The sequence below is a fragment of the Gordonia sputi NBRC 100414 genome, assembly GCF_000248055.1.
GTDB classification, from domain to species: Bacteria; Actinomycetota; Actinomycetes; order Mycobacteriales; family Mycobacteriaceae; genus Gordonia; species Gordonia sputi.
In genome coordinates, this window is the sequence record NZ_BAFC01000042.1 from 15,312 (window position 1) to 35,036 (window position 19,725).

Here is a 19,725-nt window from a genome sequence, read left to right on the forward strand (position 1 = left end):
GGTCTGTGACACGCCGCGTGACTACCCTTGGTAGACGTGCGTACATTCCGTCGGCCCCGCATCGACACCGATACGACGTCCGGAGCTACGACGTCCGGACCCACGACATCCGGAGCGCAATCGCTTGCCGTCGAGGTGTCGGGGTCACTCGACGACGGCGTACCGGTGGTTCTGGTGCACGGCATGGCCTCCGACCACACCACCTGGCGGGCGTTCGCCAAGGCACTACGACGCCGCGGCCGCGCAGTTGTGTCGATGGATCTGCGCGGGCACGGAGTGAGCAGTCGCGAGAAGCGATACGGGCTCAATGATTTTCGGTCCGACGTCGCGTTCGTACTCGACGAACTCGGTCTCGATACCGTCGACCTCGCCGGCCACTCCCTCGGTGCGCACACCGCGCTGCGTGTCGCGATGGATCAACCCGGGCGAGTCCGATGCCTCGTGCTCGAGGAGGTCCCGCCGATGCCCCGCGATGACGCCGATCTCGCCGAGGAGATCGCGGTCGACGCGACACTCGGCGAACGCATACGCGGCCTGGGACAGTTGCTCGCCGATCCGCGGCCGTTCCTGCGTTACGACCGGTCGGTCACCGATCAGGTCAATGCCGAGTTCGCGGTCGCCGCACCGCAGTGGTGGGCCGCACTCGACGACGTGCGTGCGCGCACACTGGTGATCTCCGGCGGTGAACGCAGTTTCCTTCCGCCACGGCATCTTCGGGCGCTGAGCGAGCGACTTCCCGACGGCTCATTCGAGATCATCGACGCCGGCCACTCGGTTCACCGTGATCAGGGCTCTCGGTTCGTGAGTCTGGCGGGCGACTTCCTCTCGGTGGTGACATGAACGACGGGGAAATGAAGGGTGCCGACATGACGGAAACAGATGCCGCCCCGAGCGGGTCATCGCTGCCCCCGGTCGAGGAGATCCTCGAGACCGCGCGGGTCGTCGCGTTGCCGATGCGGACACGGTTCCGCGGTATCACCCGCCGCGAGGCGCTGATCTTTCGTGGTCCGGCGGGATGGGGCGAGTTCGGTCCGTTCGTCGAGTACGACGACGAGGAGTCGGCGGCGTGGTTGGCGGCCGGCATCGAAGCCGCCTACCTCGGACCGCCTGCCGCACAACGTGACTCCGTTCCGCTGAACGCGACGGTGCCTGCCGTCGCCGCCGACCAGGTCGCCGACATCCTGGCTCGTTACCCGGGAGCGACGACAGCCAAGGTGAAGGTGGCCGAGCCCGGGCAGTCGCTGTCCGACGACGTCGACCGTGTTGCGGCAGCTCGCGCCGTGATACCTCGGGTCCGGATCGACGCCAACGGGAAGTGGTCTGTGGCGCAGGCGATCTCGTCGATCCGTGCGATCGGCGACGTCGAGTACGCGGAACAGCCGTGTGCGACCGTCGACGAGTTGGCCCAGGTGCGTCGTGCGGTCGAGGTACCGATTGCCGCCGACGAGTCGATCCGTAAAGTCGCCGACCCGATGCGGGTCGTCGCCGCGGACGCTGCCGACGTCGCGGTGCTCAAGGTGGCACCCCTCGGCGGCATGCGTGCGGTACTGCGGTTGGCCGACGAGATCGGTCTGCCCGTCGTGGTGTCCAGCGCCCTCGACACTGCGGTGGGAATGGCTGCGGGCGTGGCTGCCGCGGCGGCGCTCGACCGTCTCGACCTCGCGTGCGGACTCGGCACCGGCTCGTTGTTCGCCGTCGACGTCGCGGACCCGTTCCTGCCCGAACACGGCGTCGTCGCCCCGAGATGGTTTGGCCCCGACGCCGCACTCGTGTCCGACGACGCCGCCGCCGATCCCGAGCGGACAGCGTGGTGGCACGACCGTGTGCGCCGGTGTCACGACGTGCTGCGTCGACGCGGCGCCGAGCCGGACTTCACGAAACCATAGAGACATTTGCGCCGATCTGTTCCAATGGGGTGAGAGCTGGATCACATCGACAGTGCGCTCACTTCGGGTGCGGGTCGGTTGTGTAGCTGGTCCAGCTGCTCAGATCCACCTGCTCTGATCCACCTGGACGGAAGGCTGCGACATGACGATCATCGCTCCAGCGCCTGCGGGAAGTGGACTGCGCGCGGTCCCGTGTGCCGACCGCAACGGGATGCTCGAGGTGCTGTCGATGCGCCGCGACCCGTTCGGCTACTCGGCTGCGCGCCGCGCTGCGTACGGCCCGATCTACGGAATCAACGCGCTCGGGCTGAGGGTGGTGGTCGCATCCGGAGCCGACGCCGCCGACGAGATCCTGCGCAACCGTGACCGTGCGTTCGCCAACGGGCCCGCCTGGGGTTACTTCATCGGTCCGTTCTTCAATCGCGGTCTGATGCTGCTCGACTTCGACGAGCACCGTCACCACCGGCTGCTCATGCAGCAGGTGTTCTCCAACACGGCACTCAAGGGTTACATGCAGGAGATGTCGCCCATGATTTTCGATCGCATGCAGCGGTTCCCCACGGAAAAGGTGCTGTTGGCCAACGAGTTCAAAGCACTGACGCTCGACGTCGCGCTCGAGGTGTTCCTCGGCGTCGAACTGCCTCGGGACGAGGCAGACCGTCTCAACAAGGCGTTCATCGAGACGGTGCGTGCGGGAGTTGCGTTGGTGCGCAAACCTGTTCCCGGTGGACGTTGGTGGAAGGGTCTGCGATCGCGTCGAGTTCTCGAAGAGTTCTTCTCCTCCGCGATCGCCGACAAACGGGCGCGGGAGACTCCCGATCTGTTCTCGGTGCTCTGCCACGCCGAAACCGAAGAGGGGCAACGCTTCACCGATGACGACGTGGTCAACCACATGATCTTCGTGTTGATGGCCGCACACGACACCTCGACGATCACCATGACTCAGATGGCATACCACCTGGCCCGCCACCCCGAGTGGCAACAGCGTGCGCGCGACGAATCAGATGAGCTGCCAAGCGAACTCGGATACGACGATCTCGGTTCGCTGAGCACTCTCGACCTCGTGATGAAGGAGTCGTTGCGGCTGTGTCCGCCGGTGCCGTCCCAGCCGCGCGCGGCGATCGCCGACACCCGCATCGGCGACTTCTTCATCCCTGAGGGCACGATGGTCTCGATCTCGCAGCTGACCAATCATCGCGACCCTGAGATCTATTCGGAGCCCGACCGATTCGACCCCGAGCGGTTCATGCCCGACCGTGCTGAGGACAAACAGCACCGGATGGCGTGGGCGCCCTTCGGTGGTGGCGTGCACAAGTGCATCGGCCTGTACTTCGGGCAGATGGAGATCAAGACGATCATGCATCAACTGCTGCGCGGCTACGAGTGGTCGGTGCCCGCCGACTATCGAATGCCGATGGATTACAGCGCATTACCGGTTCCCAACGACCGGCTCCCCGTCACGTTGTGGCGGCGATGACCGCTCGACGAGCAGCGGAACGTACTGCTGGCGCCGCACACGCTGGGGAGTCGGGGGAGCCGCCTCGCGACGTCCGACAGCGTAAGCGTCGTAACACCCGCAGTCCCGCGGACCAGGAGACGGCGATCCTCGCCGCTGCGGCCGACGAGTTCACGGTTGCCGGGATAGCGCAGGCGAACGTCGATGCGGTGGCCGCGCGCGCCGGGGTCAGCAGAAGCACGCTGTATCGCCGGTTCCCGAACAAAGACGCTCTGCTGCTCGCGGTCGCGGCCGACCGGTACGAGCGGGGTATGCGCACACTCGGCGCCGCGGTGGCCGGACTCGGGCCGTCGGACGCCGTCGTTGAGGCGTTCTATCGTGGCGCCCAGATGATCTCCGACGATCCGCTGCTCAACCGGTTGATTCTCGCCGATCACGGCGTGAAGCGACTCACCGCCGAACTCGGTGCGCTCTTCGTCGAGGTCGCCACGGCGCGCATCGCCGCAGTGCTGCGTGACGCGGGCGCGCAGATGCCCGCCGACGATCTCACTCAAGCTGTGGAAACTCATGTGCGACTGGTCATCTCGTATCTGGAAATGCCGGCATCGGATGATTCGCGGCGCGAGCCGAGCAGTGTGCGTCACTTCGCGGCGACGTTCCTCGCTCCGATGATCTGGTGAGAGTGCGTTCCCACGCCCTAGGGTGGATGCGAAGTCGCGTCGGTGGGTTCAGTGAACGAGGAAGTGTGCCGGTGGCGTGGCTCCTTACGCGCAGTACAAGACAGGGAGGGCGTGCGTCATGATGCGGCGCGCAGGTTCGGGTTCGTCGACGGGAGGTGTGTCCGTCGACGGGTCCGTGGCGAGCGATCGGACGCTCCTCGAGAACGAGCGCGGTGCGCGGGCGGAATTGCGCAGCGCCCTCGATGACCTGCTCGACGCCGAGGTCGACGCAGGAATACGGCCCGGCGTGCGTCGGATCTGGTGGGTGCTCGTCGGGCTGGTGGTGATCGGTGCCGTCGTCGCGGCGGGCGTCGGAGTGGCCGCGTGGGTGCGGGCGGCGCATGCCTACACCGACGACGACTATCGGCACACCGCCACCGAGGTGGCGTCGCTGCTGCTGTCGGCCGATCCTGCAGACCCCGCCCGTGCACGGCGCATCCTCGACCGGGCCACGGGCGGATTCCACGACGAATTCGCCCAATCGGCGAGCAGCTACACCGAGTACGTGCGACGCACCGGAACCGTCGGAGATGCGACGGTCGACGCGTCGGGGGTCTCGGCGCGCTCCGGCGACGACGCGACGGTCCTCGTCGCGGCTGCAGTCAGCTATCGCGGTCAGCAGCAGACGCCGGTGCGCGAGTTCCGGTTGACGATGCTGGTCGTGCCCGACGACGGGGCGCTCAAAGTGAGCGCCGTCAAGTACCTGCCATGAGTGCTGAGAAAATGAGTGCTGGGGACATGAGCCCAGCAGATTCTCGGGAGCTCACGAGTAAGGCTCGCCGACAACGGATCATCGGAACCCGGATCATCGGAACCCGCCGTGCCGTCGCCCTACTGCTGTGCGCCGCGCTCCTCCTCGCCGCGGTGGCGGCGGGCGTCGTGGTGGCGTCGCGTGCGGTGGCACGCAACGGTGCTGTCGAGCAGGCCCGCACCGAGCTGCGTGAGCAGGCGGGGGCGACGGTCGCCGCGGTCTTCACCGTGCACTCGGCGACGTGGCAGACCGATCGCGCCCGCGCCCGCAGTCTCGTCGCGGGCGACTTCGCGGAAGGCTTTGCCGCGCAACTCGGTCGCGCACCCGACGGCGGTGTTACGGCTGTCGAATGGCGACCCGGCGACGTCGCGGTGTCCAATGCGCAGACAGACAGCGGAACGGTGCTGATGACCGCGACGGTCACCACGACTCGTGCAGACGCCGCTCCGGTCACCGAGAAGCGAACGGTGAGTGCATCATTCACCGAGATCGACGGTCGCTGGCTCGTGACCGGAGTCGAGGTGCTCGCGTGAGTGACATCGGGAAGTCCGAGAAGGCGAGATCGGACGAGTCGGGATCGTCGGAGAACGAGCGTGTTCTGGCGGCTGCCGCTCGGGTCGACGAGGCCACTCGGACGGCGCGACGCGGGCGGATCGACGCGGCAGATGCGCTACGCGCGCGTGCCCGACGCCGGTCTCGCTCGCTGCGTATCGGATTATCCTGTGCCGCAGCCCTTGTCGTCTGCGGGCTGGTGGCGATCACAGTGCTCGCCGTGGTCGATCACAGGCAGGATGAACGCGCAGCCGGGCAACATGCCGCGCTGACCGCAGCACGCGATGCGGTGACGGCGATGCTCACCGCGACGCCGAAGGACGCGACCGGATACGCAGACCGGATCATCGCGAACAGTACTGGCGCAGAGCATGATCGGCTCAGCAAGGCACGTGACGCACTCATCGCCGCGGTCTCCTCCGCGGAGAACGGGATGTCGGGTCGGGTGATCGCGGCCGGACTGATCAGCGACCCGACGTCGACGTCGGACGGGGCGCGTGCCGACGCGCTCGTCACCACGCAGGCCTCCGATCCAGCTCTGCTGGGCGCAGACCCGGACACCGATGTGCTCACGGTGCGCCTGTTGCTTGAACGCGTCGGCAGGACGTGGAAGACCGCCGAGGTGGTGGTGAAATGAGCGCTGGTGCCGGCACGAGACCGCTCGTCGCCCATCACAGGCTGCCGCGTCGTGCGCGCAGAGCGCTACTCGCGGCGTCGCTGATCGTCGTCGTGGCGTTGGTTGTCGCGGCGGTGTCGTGGACCCGTGCGTACACCGACAGACCATCACCGGATGATGCGGCGCGCTCGGCGCTGCTGACGGCCACCGAACGGATCGTCGAACAGACGTTGCGTGTGGCGCCGAATGCGTCGGACAAGCAACGAGACACGGTGGCCGCCGGGCTGACCGATCCGCTCGCAACCCGCTACGCACTCCATGGTCCCGACGCCGTATTGCCCGGCGCGGTTGCGGGCCGACTGACCGTCGGGGCCGACGTCCTCGACGCAGGTGTTGCGTCATACACCACGTCGGCTGCGCGCGTCCTGGTCTTCGTCGACGAGACGCTCGGGAACTCGGCAGGCTCGAGCGACGAGAATTCGCCGACCAGAACCCCTATTGCTCGGTGGGCGCACATGCGTAGTGTCGACGGGAACTGGTTACTGGCCGACCTCACACCCGTCGGGGACATCACGCGCTGATGGAGAGGCATCGCTTGGACGCGAGGCATCATTCGCCGACGGCCGCCTATCGGGGAGTGTGATCGTGCCGAACGAGAGGATCTCATGAGCGCAACATCGGGTGTCGTGATCGTCGGGGCGGGGCTCGGAGCGATCCGCGTGGCCGAAAACCTCCGCGCCGATGGGTACGACAAGCCGATCACGCTGATCGGTGCCGAACCGCATCCGCCGTATGATCGTCCGCCGCTGTCAAAGTCGGTGCTGCTGGGCAAGGACGACCGCGTCGACCTCAAACCGGCTGCCTTCTATACCGATTCGGATATCACGCTGCGTCTCGGTACCACCGTCGGCTCCGTCGAAACCGACGCGAAGACGGTGTCCGTGGTCGACGAGGCGGGCGAGTGCAGCGTCGTCGAATACGACACGTTGGTGCTGGCGACGGGTCTGGCGCCTCGTGCGTTCCCGGGCACCGACGCGATATCGGGTGTGCACACCCTGCGTACGTTCGCGGATGCTCTCGCGGTGCGATCGGCCATCGATGCGGCTCAGAACGCGGTGGTGATCGGCGCCGGATTCATCGGCTGCGAGGTGGCGGCGAGTCTCTCGTCGCAAGGCATCGACGTCACTATCGTCGAGCCGGCACCCACACCGCTCGCGCTCGCGCTGGGGCCACGGATCGGAGCGCTCGTCACGCGGATGCACGAGGCCAACGGGGTCACGGTGCGTACAGGCGTCGGCGTCGCCGAGATCGTGGCGGGCGAGGGCGGCGCAGTCCGCGAGATCACGCTCGACGACGGGTCGGTCCTGCCCGCCGACCTCGTCGTCGCCGGGATCGGATCCACACCGGTGACCGATTACCTCGACGGGTCGAACATCGAGCTCGCGCCCCGCGAGGTCGGCGGCGGAATCGCTTGCGACGCACAGGGACGCACGTCTGTGCCGGGCGTCTACGCCGTCGGCGACGTCGCCAACTGGCTCGACGACGCGGGCGATCCACGCCGCGTCGAGCACTGGAACCACACGGTCGAGCAGGCTGCGGTCGTGGCCGCCGACATCACCGGCGGAGAAGGCGCGACGGCCGCCGTGCCGTACTTCTGGAGCGATCAGTTCGACGTCAAGATCCAGGTGCTCGGCGATCCACGGGCAGACGACGACGTCCACGTCGTCTCCGACGACGGCAAGAAGTTCCTCGCCTACTACAGCAGGGGCGGAATACTCACCGCGGTCGTCGGCGCGGGCAAGGTCGGCGCCGTGATGAAGACACGTCCGAAACTGCTGACACCGACGCCGATCTCGGAGCTGGTGCCCGACGCATGAGGCATGCCGTCGAAGCATTGGGAGGTGCGGATGGCTGATGCGGGAGGGTCCGCCGAGGACGTGATCGCCGCGGTCGACGCACTGGCCGATCCGGAGCGCGCCACGTCGATGGCGTCGTACTTTCAGGCGCATCCGGGTGGCTACGGCGGCGGCGACGAGTTCCTCGGTGTCCGCGTGCCCCAACTGCGCGCGATCGCGAAGCGGTTCCGCGGTATCAGTCGCGGCGAGGTCCGTACTCTGTTCACCTCGCGCTACCACGAGGTGCGACTGGCCGGATTGTTCTGCGCGCGTGACGGATTCGACCGTGCAGATGCCGCGGAGGCCGACCTGTGGGTCGCGGACTACCTTGCGGCGGTGGCAGCGGGGGCGGTGAACAACTGGGACCTCGTCGACTCGTCCGCGGACCCGATACTCGGTGAATGGTCCTGGCAGCGCGGCGATGTCGATGTGCTGGTGGATTTTGCTGCGCGAGATGATCTGTGGGAGAAGCGGATCGGCATCATCGGGACCTTCGCCTGGATCAAACACGCCGACGCACAGGCGTTGGCGGCGGTCGCGCCGCTGGTGATCGACGACCGCCGACCGCTGATCCAGAAGGCATTCGGGTGGATGCTGCGCGAGACGGGCAAGCGCGTCGACGCCACAGCACTCACGTCCTATCTCGACGACCACGCCGCCCACATGGGCCGTACCGCACTGGGATACGCCGTTGAACACCTCGATCCAGAGGCTCGGGCACACTACCGGTCACTGCGCTGAGCGCACTGTTGCTGCTGCGCTGAGCGCACAGGCGGCTCCTGGGCTGAGCTCACTTTTGCTACTGCGCTGAGGGTGGGTGCTCGGCCGCTTTGTCGGCGCGCAGCATGCGTTCACGGAGGTCGTCGTAGATCGCTGGGCTGCGGAGGAGTGAGGCGATCACGACGGCGCCTGCGCCTGCAGCGAGCATCGGGACGGCGGCGCTGGTGACTGTCGTCATCTCGATCACCAGGATGATCCCGGTCAACGGAGCCCTGACGACGGAGGCGAACAGGCTCGACATGCCGACCAGTACCAGGGGTAATGCGAGCTGGGTGGCGAGCGTCGACGAGAAGAGGTTGACGAACCAGGCGAAGAGAAGTCCGGACAGTGCGCCGAGCGCGAGCATCGGCGCGAAGAGTCCTCCTGGTGTGCCTGCCGAGTAGGAGAGCGGTCCCGCGATGAACCGGATGACCAGAAATCCGACAAGTGACATGATCGCGATGCGGTGACCGTCGAGAATGCTTTGGGTCAGTGAATCGCCGCCACCTGCCAGGTCGGGTGAGATCAGCAGCAGGGCGCCGATGAGTGCGCCGATCATCGCGGCCTTCACCATCGCCGGAATGCGGTGCAGCGCTTCAAACCACGACAGGCACGCTCTGATCAGCCAGTTGTAGCCGACACCGAGAAGTCCGACGAGGACGCCGAAGACCATGAAGAGCGGCAACGTACCCAGAGCCGGGGCGGCTACGTTCGAGACCTTGAAGTCGGGCATGTCACCGAGGACGACGCGCGAGCACGTGACCGCTGTCGCGACCGCTGCAAGCGTCCACACGACCTCTCGGATGCGAACCTTCTTGGCGACCTCCTCGAAGACGAACATCGCTCCGCCGATCGGAGCGTTGAACGCCACGGCGAACCCGGCGCCGGACAGAACTGTCTGCAGGCCACGGATCTCGTCCTTGCTCGCCCGACACCATCGCCCTGCTGCAGCACCGATCGCGGCGGCCATGTGCACCGTCGGGCCTTCGCGACCGAGCACGAGACCGCCGACGCCGATCGACAGCAGTCCTCCGACGAAGCGCGCAGGCACAACCATCAACGACGGTGGCTCGGCCTGTCCACGTTCGACGGCCTCCACATGTTGGATTCCGCTGCCCGCTGCGCGTGGCACCTTGATCGCGATCCACGTCGCGGCGGCCGCAGCCGTCGCTGAGATGGCCAGCGGGATAAGCCAACCCACGGGACCGTGGTGATCAGACCAGTCGACGACGTCGACCCGCCAGGCGTCGAGTCGGGTGAGCAGCCAGCGGAACGCCCCGCCGACGAAACCCGCGACCACACCCGCCGCCGCCGCGACGAGAGTCAGCAGAACCAGCGCTCGTGCGTCGAGGCGGTCGTCGTCGATGCGGTGAAAGCTGTGGTCGTCGGTGGTCACTTCGAGTGGCGGAAGACTTTTACGGCCGCTGCGATGAGCGGAATCTGAAGGGGGAGTCGGCCTATCGCGATCGCCTTGTACACCGTTGGCTTGTGCCACCACATGCGGACCATGTTGATGTTGGCCGGATAGACCGCGACGAAGAGTGCGGCAGCCGATCCCGCGGCGAGTCGACGGGTCTGCGGCACAAGCAATCCGGCGCCGATGCCGACCTCGGCGACGCCCGATGCGTAGGTCAGTGTGCGGGCATCGGTGCCGAGCGCTCCGGCGATCTCGGGCGGCACGATCTCGTCGAAGGGTTTCGGTACGGCGAAGTGCAATGCGCCCATTCCGAGCAGCATGCCGCCGAGCACGCGCGCCAGACGGTTGGAGGGGACGTCTGGCGCCATGTCAGAACTCGATTCGCAGTCGGTCGGATGTGGGGTGTGCCTGACAACCCAGGATGTAGCCGTCCTCGATGTCTTCGGGGTCGAGCGCGCCGTCGTTGTCCATCTCGACGCTACCCTCGGTCAATGTGCAGGCGCACGAACCACATTCGCCCTCCTGACAGGAGTACGGGGCGTCGAGCCCGGCGTCGAGCATGATGTCGATGAGCGATCGGCTCCGTGGCCAGGTGAGTTCGTGTGTCTCGCCGTCGAGTTCGACCTCGACGGTGGCCGCTGCGGCCTGTTCGTCGGCGGAGACCTCGGCGAGCTCATGGTCGGCGAAGGGGTCGCCTGCCAGTGAGTTGTACACCTCGGTGTGAACGTCGTGGTGTGCGAATCCGGCGGTGTCGAGGGCGCGGTGCACCGCGTCCATGAACGGGCCGGGGCCACACATGTACGCGGTGTGCCCGACGTAGGGAGAGAAGATCTCGGCGAGCGCGGCGTCGGTGGGCAGACCCCTGTCGGTCTCGAGCCAGTGGACGACGGTCAGCCGATCCGCGTTGGCGCGGAGCAGTTCGTCGAGTTCCGTCGAGAAGATGACGTCGTCGACGCTGCGGTTGGCATAGAAGAAGACCACGGGGACCGTCGACGACGCGAGGGCGGTCTTGAGGATCGACATCACCGGAGTGACGCCGCTGCCCGCGGCGATGAGGAGTAGCGGGTCGTCGAGAGTGCGTGGAGTGAACACCCCCGACGGTGGGAGTACCTCGATCTGCGTGCCTGCGGCGAGGTTGTCGCACACCCAGTTCGAGCCGTAGCCGTCGACGGTGCGCTTCACCGTCACCTTGGGTAGCGCGTCGGTCGCTGGCGAGGAGGCCAGTGAATAGCAACGCGCCACCGAGCCGGTCTGCTCGCTGGGGATGCGAAGTGTGAGGAACTGGCCCGGCTTGTAGTCGGTGAACGCGTCCTTGTGTTCGTCGGGGATCTCGAACACGATCGAACGCGCATCGGCGGTCTCGTCGATCACCTCGGCCACGGTCAGGATCACACTGCGTGATCCGTGCGGGGTCAGTTCTGCCATCTCGCGGAGTCTCCTGCGTACTGTCGTTCTCGCAGCCGGGTTCGGCCAAAACGAGAACATGTTCTAGTTCAGCCTAGCGTAGCCGATCGGCCCAGGGTAACGGCTGGACTGTGGGCTTGTCGGGGCAGGACCGTCGGGGAGCGACAGTCTGGCAAGAACTAGGCGAGTGCCGTCCGCAGGAAGTCGTCCCACGCCGCCCACTGTGCTGCGTTCATCTCGGTGTGGCTCCCGGTCCCGAGGACGGTCCGGTGGTCGACACCGTTGGCGACGAAGTCGGCTTCGAGCTTGGCATGCAGCGGCGAGGGAACCGTGAGGTCGAGTGCGTTGAAAAGCAGCAGCGTCGGCCTGGTGTAGCCCGACGTCGGCACCGACATGTACCGGTCGAGAGATGCACGCAGTTCCGGCGAACCGAGCGGCTTGGCGAGCAGGCTGCCGAACGCGGTTCCCGCCGGAACCGTCGGGGCTGGGCAGCCGTCACCGACCTTGTCGACGAGGCTGCGTCCGTACGGCGACAGATAGCTGTTGACGTCGACGGCCGGGTCGGCGACGCGATTGCCCGCAAGGACGGCGAGCAGGTAGCCGTAGGCCTTCTCCAGCACGGCAGGCGCCGGCGGGACGTACGGCCCGAGGAAGGCCATCACCTTCTCGACGTCGGATTCGGGGTCGACAGCGATGGCACCGCGGAAATCGGTTGGCGCGCCGTAACGGCTCTGCATGTGCGCGGTGGCCAGCGCGGCCTGCCCACCCTGCGACGGACCAGCTACCACCCACTTCTTGGCAAGACTTGGTTCGACACTGCGTGCCGCGTGCAGGAGGTCGATGGTTGCCGCGCCCTCGGAGTCGTTGTTCAGGTAGGGGTGCACGCCGGTGTGAAAGCGGCCGAGGCCGACGTAGTCGGGCGCGACGACCGCGTAGCCGGACGCCAACAACCGAGAGGTGAACCTGTCCGCCTTCGCGTCCGGGCCACTCTGGCCGCCGCAGCCCGGTCCGTAACCGGAGGTGCCGTGGGTATAGGCGACGACGGGCCAGCCTCCGGCCGGCGCCTTGCCTGCGGGGAGTAGGAGGCCGCCGCTCGCAGGCACCGGCTTGCCGTCTGCTCCGCGCGTCCAGTAGTCGATCGCGAGGCCGTGGGCGGCGCCGCGCCAACCGTCGGGCCGCGCTTGCGTGTCGATAACCGTTCCGGCGGTACCGGATTCGGTCGCGGCGCGTGCAGTGGGAGCTTGAGCAGGGGGAGCGGCGTCGGCGAGCGGCGCCGTCAACGCCAGGCTCAGCGTAGCGGCGGCCGCGGCGAGTGCCGCTCTGGTGGATACGGCGACTCTCACGACTGCGACCTCCGGAAGAACTGTGAATTGTTAGGCCAGCGCAGAATACGGGGCCGGCGCCGAAGAAACACGTGTTTCTGACAGATGCACGCGAAGCTTTGCTCGCGTCTGTCAGAAACACGTGTATTTGCGCAGGGGTCGGGCCGGGATCGGGTGCAGGGCCGTTCAGTGCAGGGCGCCCAGGCCGTCGGCGAGAGTCGCGCAGCCCGACACGATCAGCGCGGTCAGGTCGGAGTCGGGGTGTGCGAGCCACTGCTCGTACGCGGCGAGGGTGGTGCCCAGGCACATCCAGCCGATGGTCTGCGGCACGTGCTCGTCGACGTCGAGTCCCAGTCTGCGCGCACAGAATTCGGCAACCACACGACGCCACTCCGCGTACATCAGCATCGAGTATGCCTGCAGCGCAGGTACTCCCAGCAGAAGTGACATTCGACGACGGTGGTGTTCGAGGTAGTCGTCGTCGACGGCGTTGAACGACACCAGAGCGTCGGTCAGGGCCGCGGCGATCGGGAGATCCGCGGGGATAGCGGCGAGCAGCGTGCGCATGTCGTCGAGATGTGCGTCGAAGTCGCCCCAACAGATCGCGTTCTTCGACGGGTAGTAGCGGAACAGTGTGCGCCTCGCGATGCCCGCGGCGTCGGCGATGTCGTCGACGCTGGTGTTCTCGAAGCCCGACTCGGTGAACATGTCGATCGCGATGGTGCTGATCTCGTCGCGCGTCGTGATGGGCCTGCGCCCCGGTGTCGCTGCGGCTCTGCCGCCCGAGGGCGCTGCGGCCGCGCCGTCCGGTGTCGCCGCGGCTCTGCCGTCCGGTGTCACTGCACGGATCGGCGTGGGGTCCGAAGGGTTCATCCTCACCTGTCCATCCGGATAGTTTTCGCTTTCAGGTGTTTTCCTGCACCCGGTGCCATTATAGTGTGGCGTGATCCACTTCACTTCACCAACACAAGGAGGTCTAGATCATGGCAGATCAGTCAGCCAAGTCTGCACAGGATGTTGCGGCAACCACCGGCGTTCCGGCGGATGTCGACGCCGAACTCGTGGGCGAGTCGCTCGTCGAAGAGGTGTCGATCGACGGGATGTGCGGGGTCTACTGATGTCCGCACCGACATCCCTTCCGGTCACCGGGGGTCGCGACGCGGCCACCGGTGATCCGGTACCGCACGCAGAGTCGGCGCCGACGTTGCACGCGTTCGATTCGACGCAGGCGTGGCAGCTCAATCCGAAGGTGGCGCTGCGGCCCGAGCCGTTCGGTGCGCTGCTCTATCACTTCGGAACCCGCAAGCTCTCGTTCCTCAAGAACCTCGCGGTGGTCGGCATAGTCGAGTCCCTGCGCGATCACGACAGCGCCGACGACGCGCTGCACGCCGCGGGCATCGACAGCGCTTCGCGACCGCTCTACCTCCAGGCCCTCGCCGCGCTCGCGTCGTCGGAAATGATTTGTCGTCGGAAATGATCTGTCGCCGCTGACGTTTTGGCGATGAGCTTTCCGGCGCTGATCTTTTCGGGCGTCGCCTGAACTTCAGACCGCAGAAGACCAGCCCTCTTCGTGCCTGCTCGTCCACGCATGCTTCAAGGAGTCACCATGACCACACTCGAGTTGCCGCCCAGCGCAACTGAACTCGCTGCGACCTCCGCGATCGCGACGTCGGCCCGTCCGCCGAAGGTCGGCAGGCTCGTCGACCAGTTCGAGAAAGGCCTCGACGCCCCGATCTGTCTCACCTGGGAACTCACCTACGCGTGCAACCTCGCGTGCGTGCACTGCCTCTCGTCGTCGGGCAAACGCGATCCCCGCGAACTCTCCACCGAGCAGTGCAAAGCGATCATCGACGAGTTGCAGCGCATGCAGGTGTTCTACGTCAACATCGGCGGCGGCGAACCGACTGTGCGACCGGACTTCTGGGAACTCGTCGACTACGCCACCAGTCATCAGGTGGGAGTCAAGTTCTCTACCAACGGTTTACGTATCGACAAGGCGGTCGCACAGCGGCTGGCGGCGTCGGACTACGTCGACGTGCAGATCTCGCTCGACGGTGCCACTGCAGAGGTCAACGACGCAGTCCGCGGACCGGGCTCCTTCGACATGGCGGTACGGGCGCTCGAGAATCTGTCCGATGCGGGCTTCCGCGACGCCAAGATCAGCGTCGTGATGACGCGGCAGAATGTCGCGCAACTCGACGAGTTCAAGGCGCTCGCCGATCGCTATGGCGCCACGCTGCGCATCACGCGGCTGCGTCCGTCGGGTCGCGGCGCCGACGTCTGGGATGACCTGCACCCGCTGCCGTCTCAGCAGCGCGAGCTCTACGAATGGCTTGTGGCACATGGTGAGAACGTGCTCACCGGCGACTCGTTCTTCCATCTGTCGGCATTCGGATCGGGCAGCGGCGGGGGTCTGCCCGGCCTGAATCTGTGCGGCGCCGGACGCGTGGTCTGCCTGATCGATCCTGTCGGCGACGTCTACGCGTGTCCCTTCGCGATTCACGAGAACTTCCTCGCGGGCAACATCGTCTCCGACGGCGGGTTCAAGGAGATCTGGCAGAACTCCGACCTCTTCACCGAACTACGCGAGCCGCAGAACGCCGGCGCCTGCACGAAGTGCGCGCACTTCGACGCCTGTCGCGGCGGCTGCATGGCGGCCAAGTTCTTCACGGGTCTGCCGCTCGCGGGACCCGATCCCGAATGTGTGCAGGGTTTCGGTGAGGAGCTGCTCGCCGGCGAGCGATCCAAACCCACTGCGAACAAAGATCATTCGCGCGGGACACCCCTGACCCTGATGACTCGCAGGCCCGACGGCGACTTGGCGCCGGTCGGTGGCCCGCCGTCGAAGAACTGCGACGAGAACCCGCTCGCGGGCTTCTCGCTGTAACAACCCAGCACGAGCACGCATCCCGCTCGGTCCGACACCGGGCTCATCCGAACGTGCCCGCGGCATGATGAAATAGGTAGGAACACAACCATGGTCAGCAATCCCTGGGCGCGCAACCCCTGGTTCGAGACGGTCCAAGAGGCGCAGCGTCGAGCAAAGAAGCGCTTGCCGAAGTCGGTCTACTCGTCGTTGATAGCGGGAACGCAGGGTGGGCACACCACCCACGACAACGTCGCTGCATTCGACGAGATCGAGTACACGCCACATGTTGTCGGCGCCCAACCCGATCGTGAGTTGGCGACCACCGTCATGGGTCAGGAACTCTCGTTCCCGGTGATGATCTCCCCGACGGGCGTGCAGGCCGTCGATCCCGACGGCGAGGTCGCGGTGGCCCGGGCAGCCGCGGCCCGTGGAACCGCAATGGGGTTGAGTAGCTTCGCATCTCACCCGATCGAAGAGGTCACGGCTGTCAACGACAAGATCTTCTTCCAGATCTACTGGCTCGGCAGCCGCGACGACATCCTCGCCCGCGCCATGCGCGCGAAGGAGGCTGGCGCCAAGGGGCTCATCGTCACCACCGACTGGGTGTTCAACATCGGTCGCGACTGGGGAAGCCCCGAGATCCCGGAGAAAGTCGACTTCAAGGCGCTGCTGCGGCTGGCACCGGAGATCGCGGTCAAGCCACGCTATGCACTCGACTGGATTCAGGACGGCAAGATCATCATCCCCGACCTGACCGCGCCGAACGTCTCAAAGGGCAAGGGACAGCCGGGGCCGACGTTCTTCGGCGCCTACGGCGAGTGGATGAACACCCCGCCGCCCACCTGGGACGACCTGCAGTGGCTGCGCGAGCAGTGGGGCGGACCGTTCATGGTCAAGGGCGTCACGAGGCTCGACGACGCCAAGCGCGCCGTCGACATCGGCGCCACAGCGCTGTCGGTCTCCAACCACGGTGGTAACAACCTCGACGGCACGCCCGCGACGATTCGCCTTCTTCCGGGCATCGCCGACGCCGTCGGAGACCAGATCGAGGTGCTGCTCGACGGCGGTATCCGACGCGGCAGCGACGTCGCCAAGGCCGTTGCCCTCGGCGCTCGCGCGGTGATGGTCGGTCGCGCTTACCTGTGGGGTCTGGCCGCGAACGGCCAGGCGGGCGTCGAGAATGTGCTCGACCTGCTGCGCATGGGACTCGACGGCGTCGTGATGGGCTTGGGCCACAAGAGCGTTCACGAACTCTCGCGCGACGACCTGATCATCCAGCCGGGCTTCGAGCGGTCCTTCGGCGACGCCTGACCTTGCACGCGGACGCACCGTCGAGCGCACTTCTGTGCGCCGACGGTGCGTCGCGTCGACTGTGCGCTTGATGCTGCCGACTGTGCGCTCCGTCGCGTCGAGTGTGCGCTTCTGATCGTCGAGTGTGCGCCGGATGTGGCCCTGCGTGCTGGATCGTCAAGTGGGGGAAGGTCATTCAGCGTTAACGCGTGTGTCTTCGACGCCCTGACCGGCGTGCACACTCGACGGTCTCGGGCGCACAGTCGACGCTCTCGGGCGCCCAGTCAACATTCTCGAGCGCACAGTGGACGCTCTCGGGCGCCCAGTCGACGGTCTGGAGCGCACAGTGGACCGCTCTCGGGCGCCCACTCGACATTCTCGAGCGCACAGTGGACGCTCTCGGGCGCCCAGTCGACGGTCTGGAGCGCACAGTGGACGCTCTCGGGCGCCCACTCGGCATTCTCGAGCGCACAGTGGACGCTCTCGGGCGCCCAGTCGACATTCTCGAGCGCACAGTGGACGCTCTCGGGCGCCCACTCGGCATTCTCGAGCGCACAGTCGTCACGCCCGACGCAGCTCAGACCTTGGAGTTGCCCATGTCGATCTGGAACTGGGCGCCGGTGACGGCGCGGGCCGACGGTGAGGTCAGGTAGAGCACGGCGTCGCTGATGTCGTCGGTGGAGGCGACGGGGAAGTGGTCCATCATCGAGATGAAATAGCGTGTGTACTCGCCCATTTCGAAGATCCGCATGGCGGAGGTGTCGGCGATGCCCATCGGGGTGTCGACCGCGTACGGGTGCACAGAGTTGACGCGAACGTTCTTGGGCGCCAACTCTTTCGCGGTGGTCTGAGCCAGGCCGGTCAGTGCATACTTCGACGCGCTGTACGCGGCTTGCATCGGCATGGCCTTGAGCCCCGCCACCGACGAGACGACCACGATCGATCGGTTGTCGGCATCGTTGTCGAGCAGTGCCGGGATGGTGGCGCGCAACGTCTTCCACGTGCCGGTGACGTTGACGTCGAGAACGTCGGCGAACTGTTGCTCCGGCAGTTCCCACGTGAAGCCCCACGACAGGATGCCCGCGTTGGCGACGACGTGGTCGAGCCGGCCGAACTGCTCGACGCCGTCGGCGACCAGCTGCTCCTGGAAGGCGAGGTCGCGCGTATCACCCTGGCGGGCAAGGATTTTGCCGCCGACTTCCTCGACAAGGCGTACGGTTTCGGCGAGGTCGGCCTCGGTCGACGGCGGATAGGTGATGTAGTCGGCGACGGTGTCGGCGATGTCGAGCCCGATGATCGACGCGCCCTCACGCGCGAAACGGATGGCGTGGTTACGACCCTGACCGCGCGCGATACCCGTGATGTAGACGACTGTGCCGTCGAACTGTCCCATGGGCAGAACTGTAACACGTTGTAGTTATCGCGCGTGGTCGGATCTGTCGAGCTCAGTCCGTCCACACATCAGCGGCGTCGACGGACTCGCGGTCGGGACCACGCGGCGTCGACGGCGCGGTGCGCGAGAACCGCGGAGCGACCTGCGCCTGACGGACACCGTCGATCTCCACGAGGTTGGCGCGCGCGGCCATATGGGGATCGTCGGGCGCCTCGGCGAACGTGAGCACCGGTGACACGCAGGCATCCGTTCCGTCGAAGACCTTTGCCCACTCGTCGCGAGTACGCGACGCGAACGTCTCGGTGAAGATCTGCCGCAGCTTCGGCCAGTTGGCGACGTCGTTCTGCCCGGGCAGGTCGGCGTCGGTCAGTCCGAGGCCGCGGAGCATCTCCGCGTAGAACTGCGGCTCGATGGCGCCGACGGCCATGTACCTGCCGTCCGACGTCTCATAGACCTCGTAGTAAGGCGCACCGGTGTCGAGCATGTTGGTGCCACGTTCATCGCTCCACAAACCCGTACCTCGAAAAGCCCAGATCATCTGTCCGAGAACGGAAGCGCCGTCGACCATCGCGGCGTCGACAACCTGCCCGCGACCCGACGACGCACGCTCAACAAGCGCCGCGAGTACACCCATCACCAAAAACATCGAACCGCCGCCGAAGTCGCCGACGAGGTTCATCGGCGGCACCGGACGCTCACCCTCCCGCCCGATGGCGTGCAACATTCCGGTCAGTGAGATGTAGTTGATGTCGTGGCCGGCCTGCGGCGCGCGCGGACCGTCTTGGCCCCAACCGGTCATGCGTCCGTAGACGAGTCGCTCATTGACCGACTCCAGATCCGACGGACCAAAGCCCAGTCGCTCCATGACGCCGGGACGGAAACCCTCGAGAAGAACGTCAGCTTTACCGATGAGCCGCAGGATCTCCTCCCGATCGGCCGGATCCTTGAGGTTGGCCTCGACGACGCGCCTGCCCCGCAGCAGCGCGTCGGCGTTGCGCGCCGGATCGGGTAGCTGACCGGGGCGCTGGATGCGGATCACGTCGGCTCCGAGGTCGGCCAACATCATCGCCGCGTGGGGGCCGGGACCGATACCCGCGAACTCGACAACCCGTACACCGTTCAGCGGACCACCTGTACCAACGCTTTTCGACGATGCGCCCGCGCTGGGCGCGCCTGCCGCGTCGGGCGTCGACGGTGCGTTCATGGATTTCCTCCCGCTCGAATTGGCGCGCCCACCGGTGTGGTGAGCGTCACGACGTCGCCCCAGAATGCCATACCGAGCGATCGTTCGGCAGAGCCGGGGGCGATCGTTCGGCAGAGCCGGGGGCGATCGTTCGGCAGAGCCGGGGCCGATCGTTCGGCCGTCGCGTGTGCCCACAGAACGCCTCGGCGCCGA

20 protein-coding genes and 1 pseudogene are annotated in these 19,725 nt (G+C 66.5%); 14 read left to right on the forward strand and 7 right to left on the reverse strand.

What is annotated here, in order from left to right; translation table 11 throughout:
- Nucleotides 1–36 precede the first annotated feature (36 nt).
- The 10 genes from GOSPT_RS05415 (at nt 37) to GOSPT_RS05460 (ending at nt 8,616) form a co-directional block, all read left to right on the forward strand.
- Nucleotides 37–840 (forward strand): alpha/beta fold hydrolase, encoded by an 804-nt coding sequence (locus GOSPT_RS05415; protein WP_373278528.1) that lies wholly within the window; start codon nt 37–39, stop codon nt 838–840.
- 26 nt (nt 841–866) lie between these two features.
- Nucleotides 867–1,886 (forward strand): o-succinylbenzoate synthase, encoded by a 1,020-nt coding sequence (locus GOSPT_RS05420; RefSeq protein WP_039854921.1) that lies wholly within the window; start codon nt 867–869, stop codon nt 1,884–1,886.
- A gap of 142 nt (nt 1,887–2,028) precedes the next feature.
- Nucleotides 2,029–3,363 carry a cytochrome P450 gene (locus GOSPT_RS05425; RefSeq protein WP_005203871.1) on the forward strand — a complete coding sequence of 445 codons (1,335 nt, stop codon included), beginning with the start codon at nt 2,029–2,031 and terminating at the stop codon, nt 3,361–3,363.
- Nucleotides 3,360–4,022 carry a TetR/AcrR family transcriptional regulator gene (locus GOSPT_RS05430; RefSeq protein WP_005203874.1) on the forward strand — a complete coding sequence of 221 codons (663 nt, stop codon included), beginning with the start codon at nt 3,360–3,362 and terminating at the stop codon, nt 4,020–4,022. Before GOSPT_RS05425 ends, GOSPT_RS05430 begins: the two co-directional genes overlap by 4 nt.
- 118 nt (nt 4,023–4,140) lie before the next feature.
- Nucleotides 4,141–4,773: an Rv1363c family protein gene (locus GOSPT_RS05435; protein WP_174273022.1), complete on the forward strand. Its 633-nt coding sequence runs from the start codon at nt 4,141–4,143 to the stop codon at nt 4,771–4,773.
- Nucleotides 4,774–4,799: 26 nt separating this feature from the next.
- Nucleotides 4,800–5,345 carry a hypothetical protein gene (locus tag GOSPT_RS05440; RefSeq protein ID WP_005203876.1) on the forward strand — a complete coding sequence of 182 codons (546 nt, stop codon included), beginning with the start codon at nt 4,800–4,802 and terminating at the stop codon, nt 5,343–5,345.
- Complete coding sequence (locus GOSPT_RS05445) at nt 5,342–6,001, forward strand: hypothetical protein (protein WP_005203877.1); 660 nt, start codon at nt 5,342–5,344, stop codon at nt 5,999–6,001. Before GOSPT_RS05440 ends, GOSPT_RS05445 begins: the two co-directional genes overlap by 4 nt.
- Nucleotides 5,998–6,561, forward strand: coding sequence for a hypothetical protein (locus GOSPT_RS05450; RefSeq protein WP_005203878.1), 564 nt, complete (start codon nt 5,998–6,000; stop codon nt 6,559–6,561). The genes GOSPT_RS05445 and GOSPT_RS05450 overlap by 4 nt, the downstream gene beginning before the upstream one ends.
- 84 nt (nt 6,562–6,645) lie before the next feature.
- Nucleotides 6,646–7,857, forward strand: coding sequence for an NAD(P)/FAD-dependent oxidoreductase (locus GOSPT_RS05455; RefSeq protein WP_005203879.1), 1,212 nt, complete (start codon nt 6,646–6,648; stop codon nt 7,855–7,857).
- A 30-nt stretch (nt 7,858–7,887) separates the two neighbouring features.
- Nucleotides 7,888–8,616, forward strand: coding sequence for a DNA alkylation repair protein (locus tag GOSPT_RS05460; protein WP_005203880.1), 729 nt, complete (start codon nt 7,888–7,890; stop codon nt 8,614–8,616).
- Nucleotides 8,617–8,674: 58 nt separating this feature from the next.
- Here GOSPT_RS05460 and GOSPT_RS05465 read toward each other — a convergent pair whose 3' ends face one another.
- From GOSPT_RS05465 to mftR, 5 genes are all read right to left on the reverse strand, one after another.
- On the reverse strand, nt 8,675–10,030 hold the full coding sequence (locus GOSPT_RS05465; RefSeq protein WP_005203881.1) for a chloride channel protein: 1,356 nt from the start codon (nt 10,028–10,030) through the stop codon (nt 8,675–8,677).
- The gene (locus GOSPT_RS05470; RefSeq protein ID WP_005203882.1) at nt 10,027–10,419 is read right to left on the reverse strand and encodes a DoxX family protein; all 393 of its coding nucleotides are present in this window, start codon (nt 10,417–10,419) and stop codon (nt 10,027–10,029) included. The genes GOSPT_RS05465 and GOSPT_RS05470 overlap by 4 nt, the downstream gene beginning before the upstream one ends.
- Before the next feature lies 1 nt (nt 10,420).
- Nucleotides 10,421–11,476 carry a ferredoxin--NADP reductase gene (locus tag GOSPT_RS05475; protein WP_005203883.1) on the reverse strand — a complete coding sequence of 352 codons (1,056 nt, stop codon included), beginning with the start codon at nt 11,474–11,476 and terminating at the stop codon, nt 10,421–10,423.
- Between the two features lie 158 nt (nt 11,477–11,634).
- A complete protein-coding gene (locus tag GOSPT_RS05480; protein WP_005203884.1) occupies nt 11,635–12,798 on the reverse strand; it encodes a lipase family protein in 1,164 nt (387 codons plus the stop codon).
- 165 nt (nt 12,799–12,963) lie between these two features.
- The gene (gene mftR, locus GOSPT_RS05485; RefSeq protein ID WP_174273023.1) at nt 12,964–13,650 is read right to left on the reverse strand and encodes a mycofactocin system transcriptional regulator MftR; all 687 of its coding nucleotides are present in this window, start codon (nt 13,648–13,650) and stop codon (nt 12,964–12,966) included.
- 170 nt (nt 13,651–13,820) lie between these two features.
- Here mftR and mftA point away from each other — a divergent pair.
- The 4 genes and pseudogenes from mftA to mftD all read left to right on the forward strand — a co-directional run.
- Nucleotides 13,821–13,895 (forward strand): annotated as a pseudogene (mftA, locus tag GOSPT_RS24255) (mycofactocin precursor MftA); the annotation flags it as partial.
- Complete coding sequence (gene mftB / locus GOSPT_RS05490; RefSeq protein WP_005203887.1) at nt 13,895–14,254, forward strand: mycofactocin biosynthesis chaperone MftB; 360 nt, start codon at nt 13,895–13,897, stop codon at nt 14,252–14,254. The pseudogene mftA and the gene mftB, both read left to right, overlap by 1 nt.
- A 129-nt stretch (nt 14,255–14,383) precedes the next feature.
- Nucleotides 14,384–15,664, forward strand: coding sequence for a mycofactocin radical SAM maturase (gene mftC, locus GOSPT_RS05495; protein WP_005203888.1), 1,281 nt, complete (start codon nt 14,384–14,386; stop codon nt 15,662–15,664).
- 90 nt (nt 15,665–15,754) lie between these two features.
- Nucleotides 15,755–16,957: a pre-mycofactocin synthase MftD gene (gene mftD / locus GOSPT_RS05500; protein WP_005203889.1), complete on the forward strand. Its 1,203-nt coding sequence runs from the start codon at nt 15,755–15,757 to the stop codon at nt 16,955–16,957.
- 556 nt (nt 16,958–17,513) lie between these two features.
- On the opposite strand, the gene GOSPT_RS05510 is transcribed toward mftD, so the two are convergent.
- A complete protein-coding gene (locus GOSPT_RS05510; RefSeq protein WP_005203891.1) occupies nt 17,514–18,329 on the reverse strand; it encodes a mycofactocin-coupled SDR family oxidoreductase in 816 nt (271 codons plus the stop codon).
- Nucleotides 18,330–18,381: 52 nt separating this feature from the next.
- On the reverse strand, nt 18,382–19,533 hold the full coding sequence (locus GOSPT_RS05515) for a CaiB/BaiF CoA transferase family protein (RefSeq protein ID WP_005203892.1): 1,152 nt from the start codon (nt 19,531–19,533) through the stop codon (nt 18,382–18,384).
- Nucleotides 19,534–19,725 lie beyond the last annotated feature (192 nt).

Coding starts and splice junctions, on each gene's coding strand:
- GOSPT_RS05430 (WP_005203874.1), top strand. CDS start 3,360: ATGACCGCTCGACGAGCAGCGGAACGTACTGCTGGCGCCGCACACGCT.
- GOSPT_RS05510 (WP_005203891.1), bottom strand. CDS start 18,329: ATGGGACAGTTCGACGGCACAGTCGTCTACATCACGGGTATCGCGCGC.
- GOSPT_RS05440 (WP_005203876.1), top strand. CDS start 4,800: ATGAGCCCAGCAGATTCTCGGGAGCTCACGAGTAAGGCTCGCCGACAA.
- GOSPT_RS05515 (WP_005203892.1), bottom strand. CDS start 19,533: ATGAACGCACCGTCGACGCCCGACGCGGCAGGCGCGCCCAGCGCGGGC.
- GOSPT_RS05470 (WP_005203882.1), bottom strand. CDS start 10,419: ATGGCGCCAGACGTCCCCTCCAACCGTCTGGCGCGCGTGCTCGGCGGC.
- GOSPT_RS05425 (WP_005203871.1), top strand. CDS start 2,029: ATGACGATCATCGCTCCAGCGCCTGCGGGAAGTGGACTGCGCGCGGTC.
- GOSPT_RS05460 (WP_005203880.1), top strand. CDS start 7,888: ATGGCTGATGCGGGAGGGTCCGCCGAGGACGTGATCGCCGCGGTCGAC.
- mftC (WP_005203888.1), top strand. CDS start 14,384: ATGACCACACTCGAGTTGCCGCCCAGCGCAACTGAACTCGCTGCGACC.
- mftR (WP_174273023.1), bottom strand. CDS start 13,650: ATGAACCCTTCGGACCCCACGCCGATCCGTGCAGTGACACCGGACGGC.
- GOSPT_RS05435 (WP_174273022.1), top strand. CDS start 4,141: ATGATGCGGCGCGCAGGTTCGGGTTCGTCGACGGGAGGTGTGTCCGTC.
- GOSPT_RS05475 (WP_005203883.1), bottom strand. CDS start 11,476: ATGGCAGAACTGACCCCGCACGGATCACGCAGTGTGATCCTGACCGTG.
- mftD (WP_005203889.1), top strand. CDS start 15,755: ATGGTCAGCAATCCCTGGGCGCGCAACCCCTGGTTCGAGACGGTCCAA.
- GOSPT_RS05455 (WP_005203879.1), top strand. CDS start 6,646: ATGAGCGCAACATCGGGTGTCGTGATCGTCGGGGCGGGGCTCGGAGCG.
- mftB (WP_005203887.1), top strand. CDS start 13,895: ATGTCCGCACCGACATCCCTTCCGGTCACCGGGGGTCGCGACGCGGCC.
- GOSPT_RS05450 (WP_005203878.1), top strand. CDS start 5,998: ATGAGCGCTGGTGCCGGCACGAGACCGCTCGTCGCCCATCACAGGCTG.
- GOSPT_RS05420 (WP_039854921.1), top strand. CDS start 867: ATGACGGAAACAGATGCCGCCCCGAGCGGGTCATCGCTGCCCCCGGTC.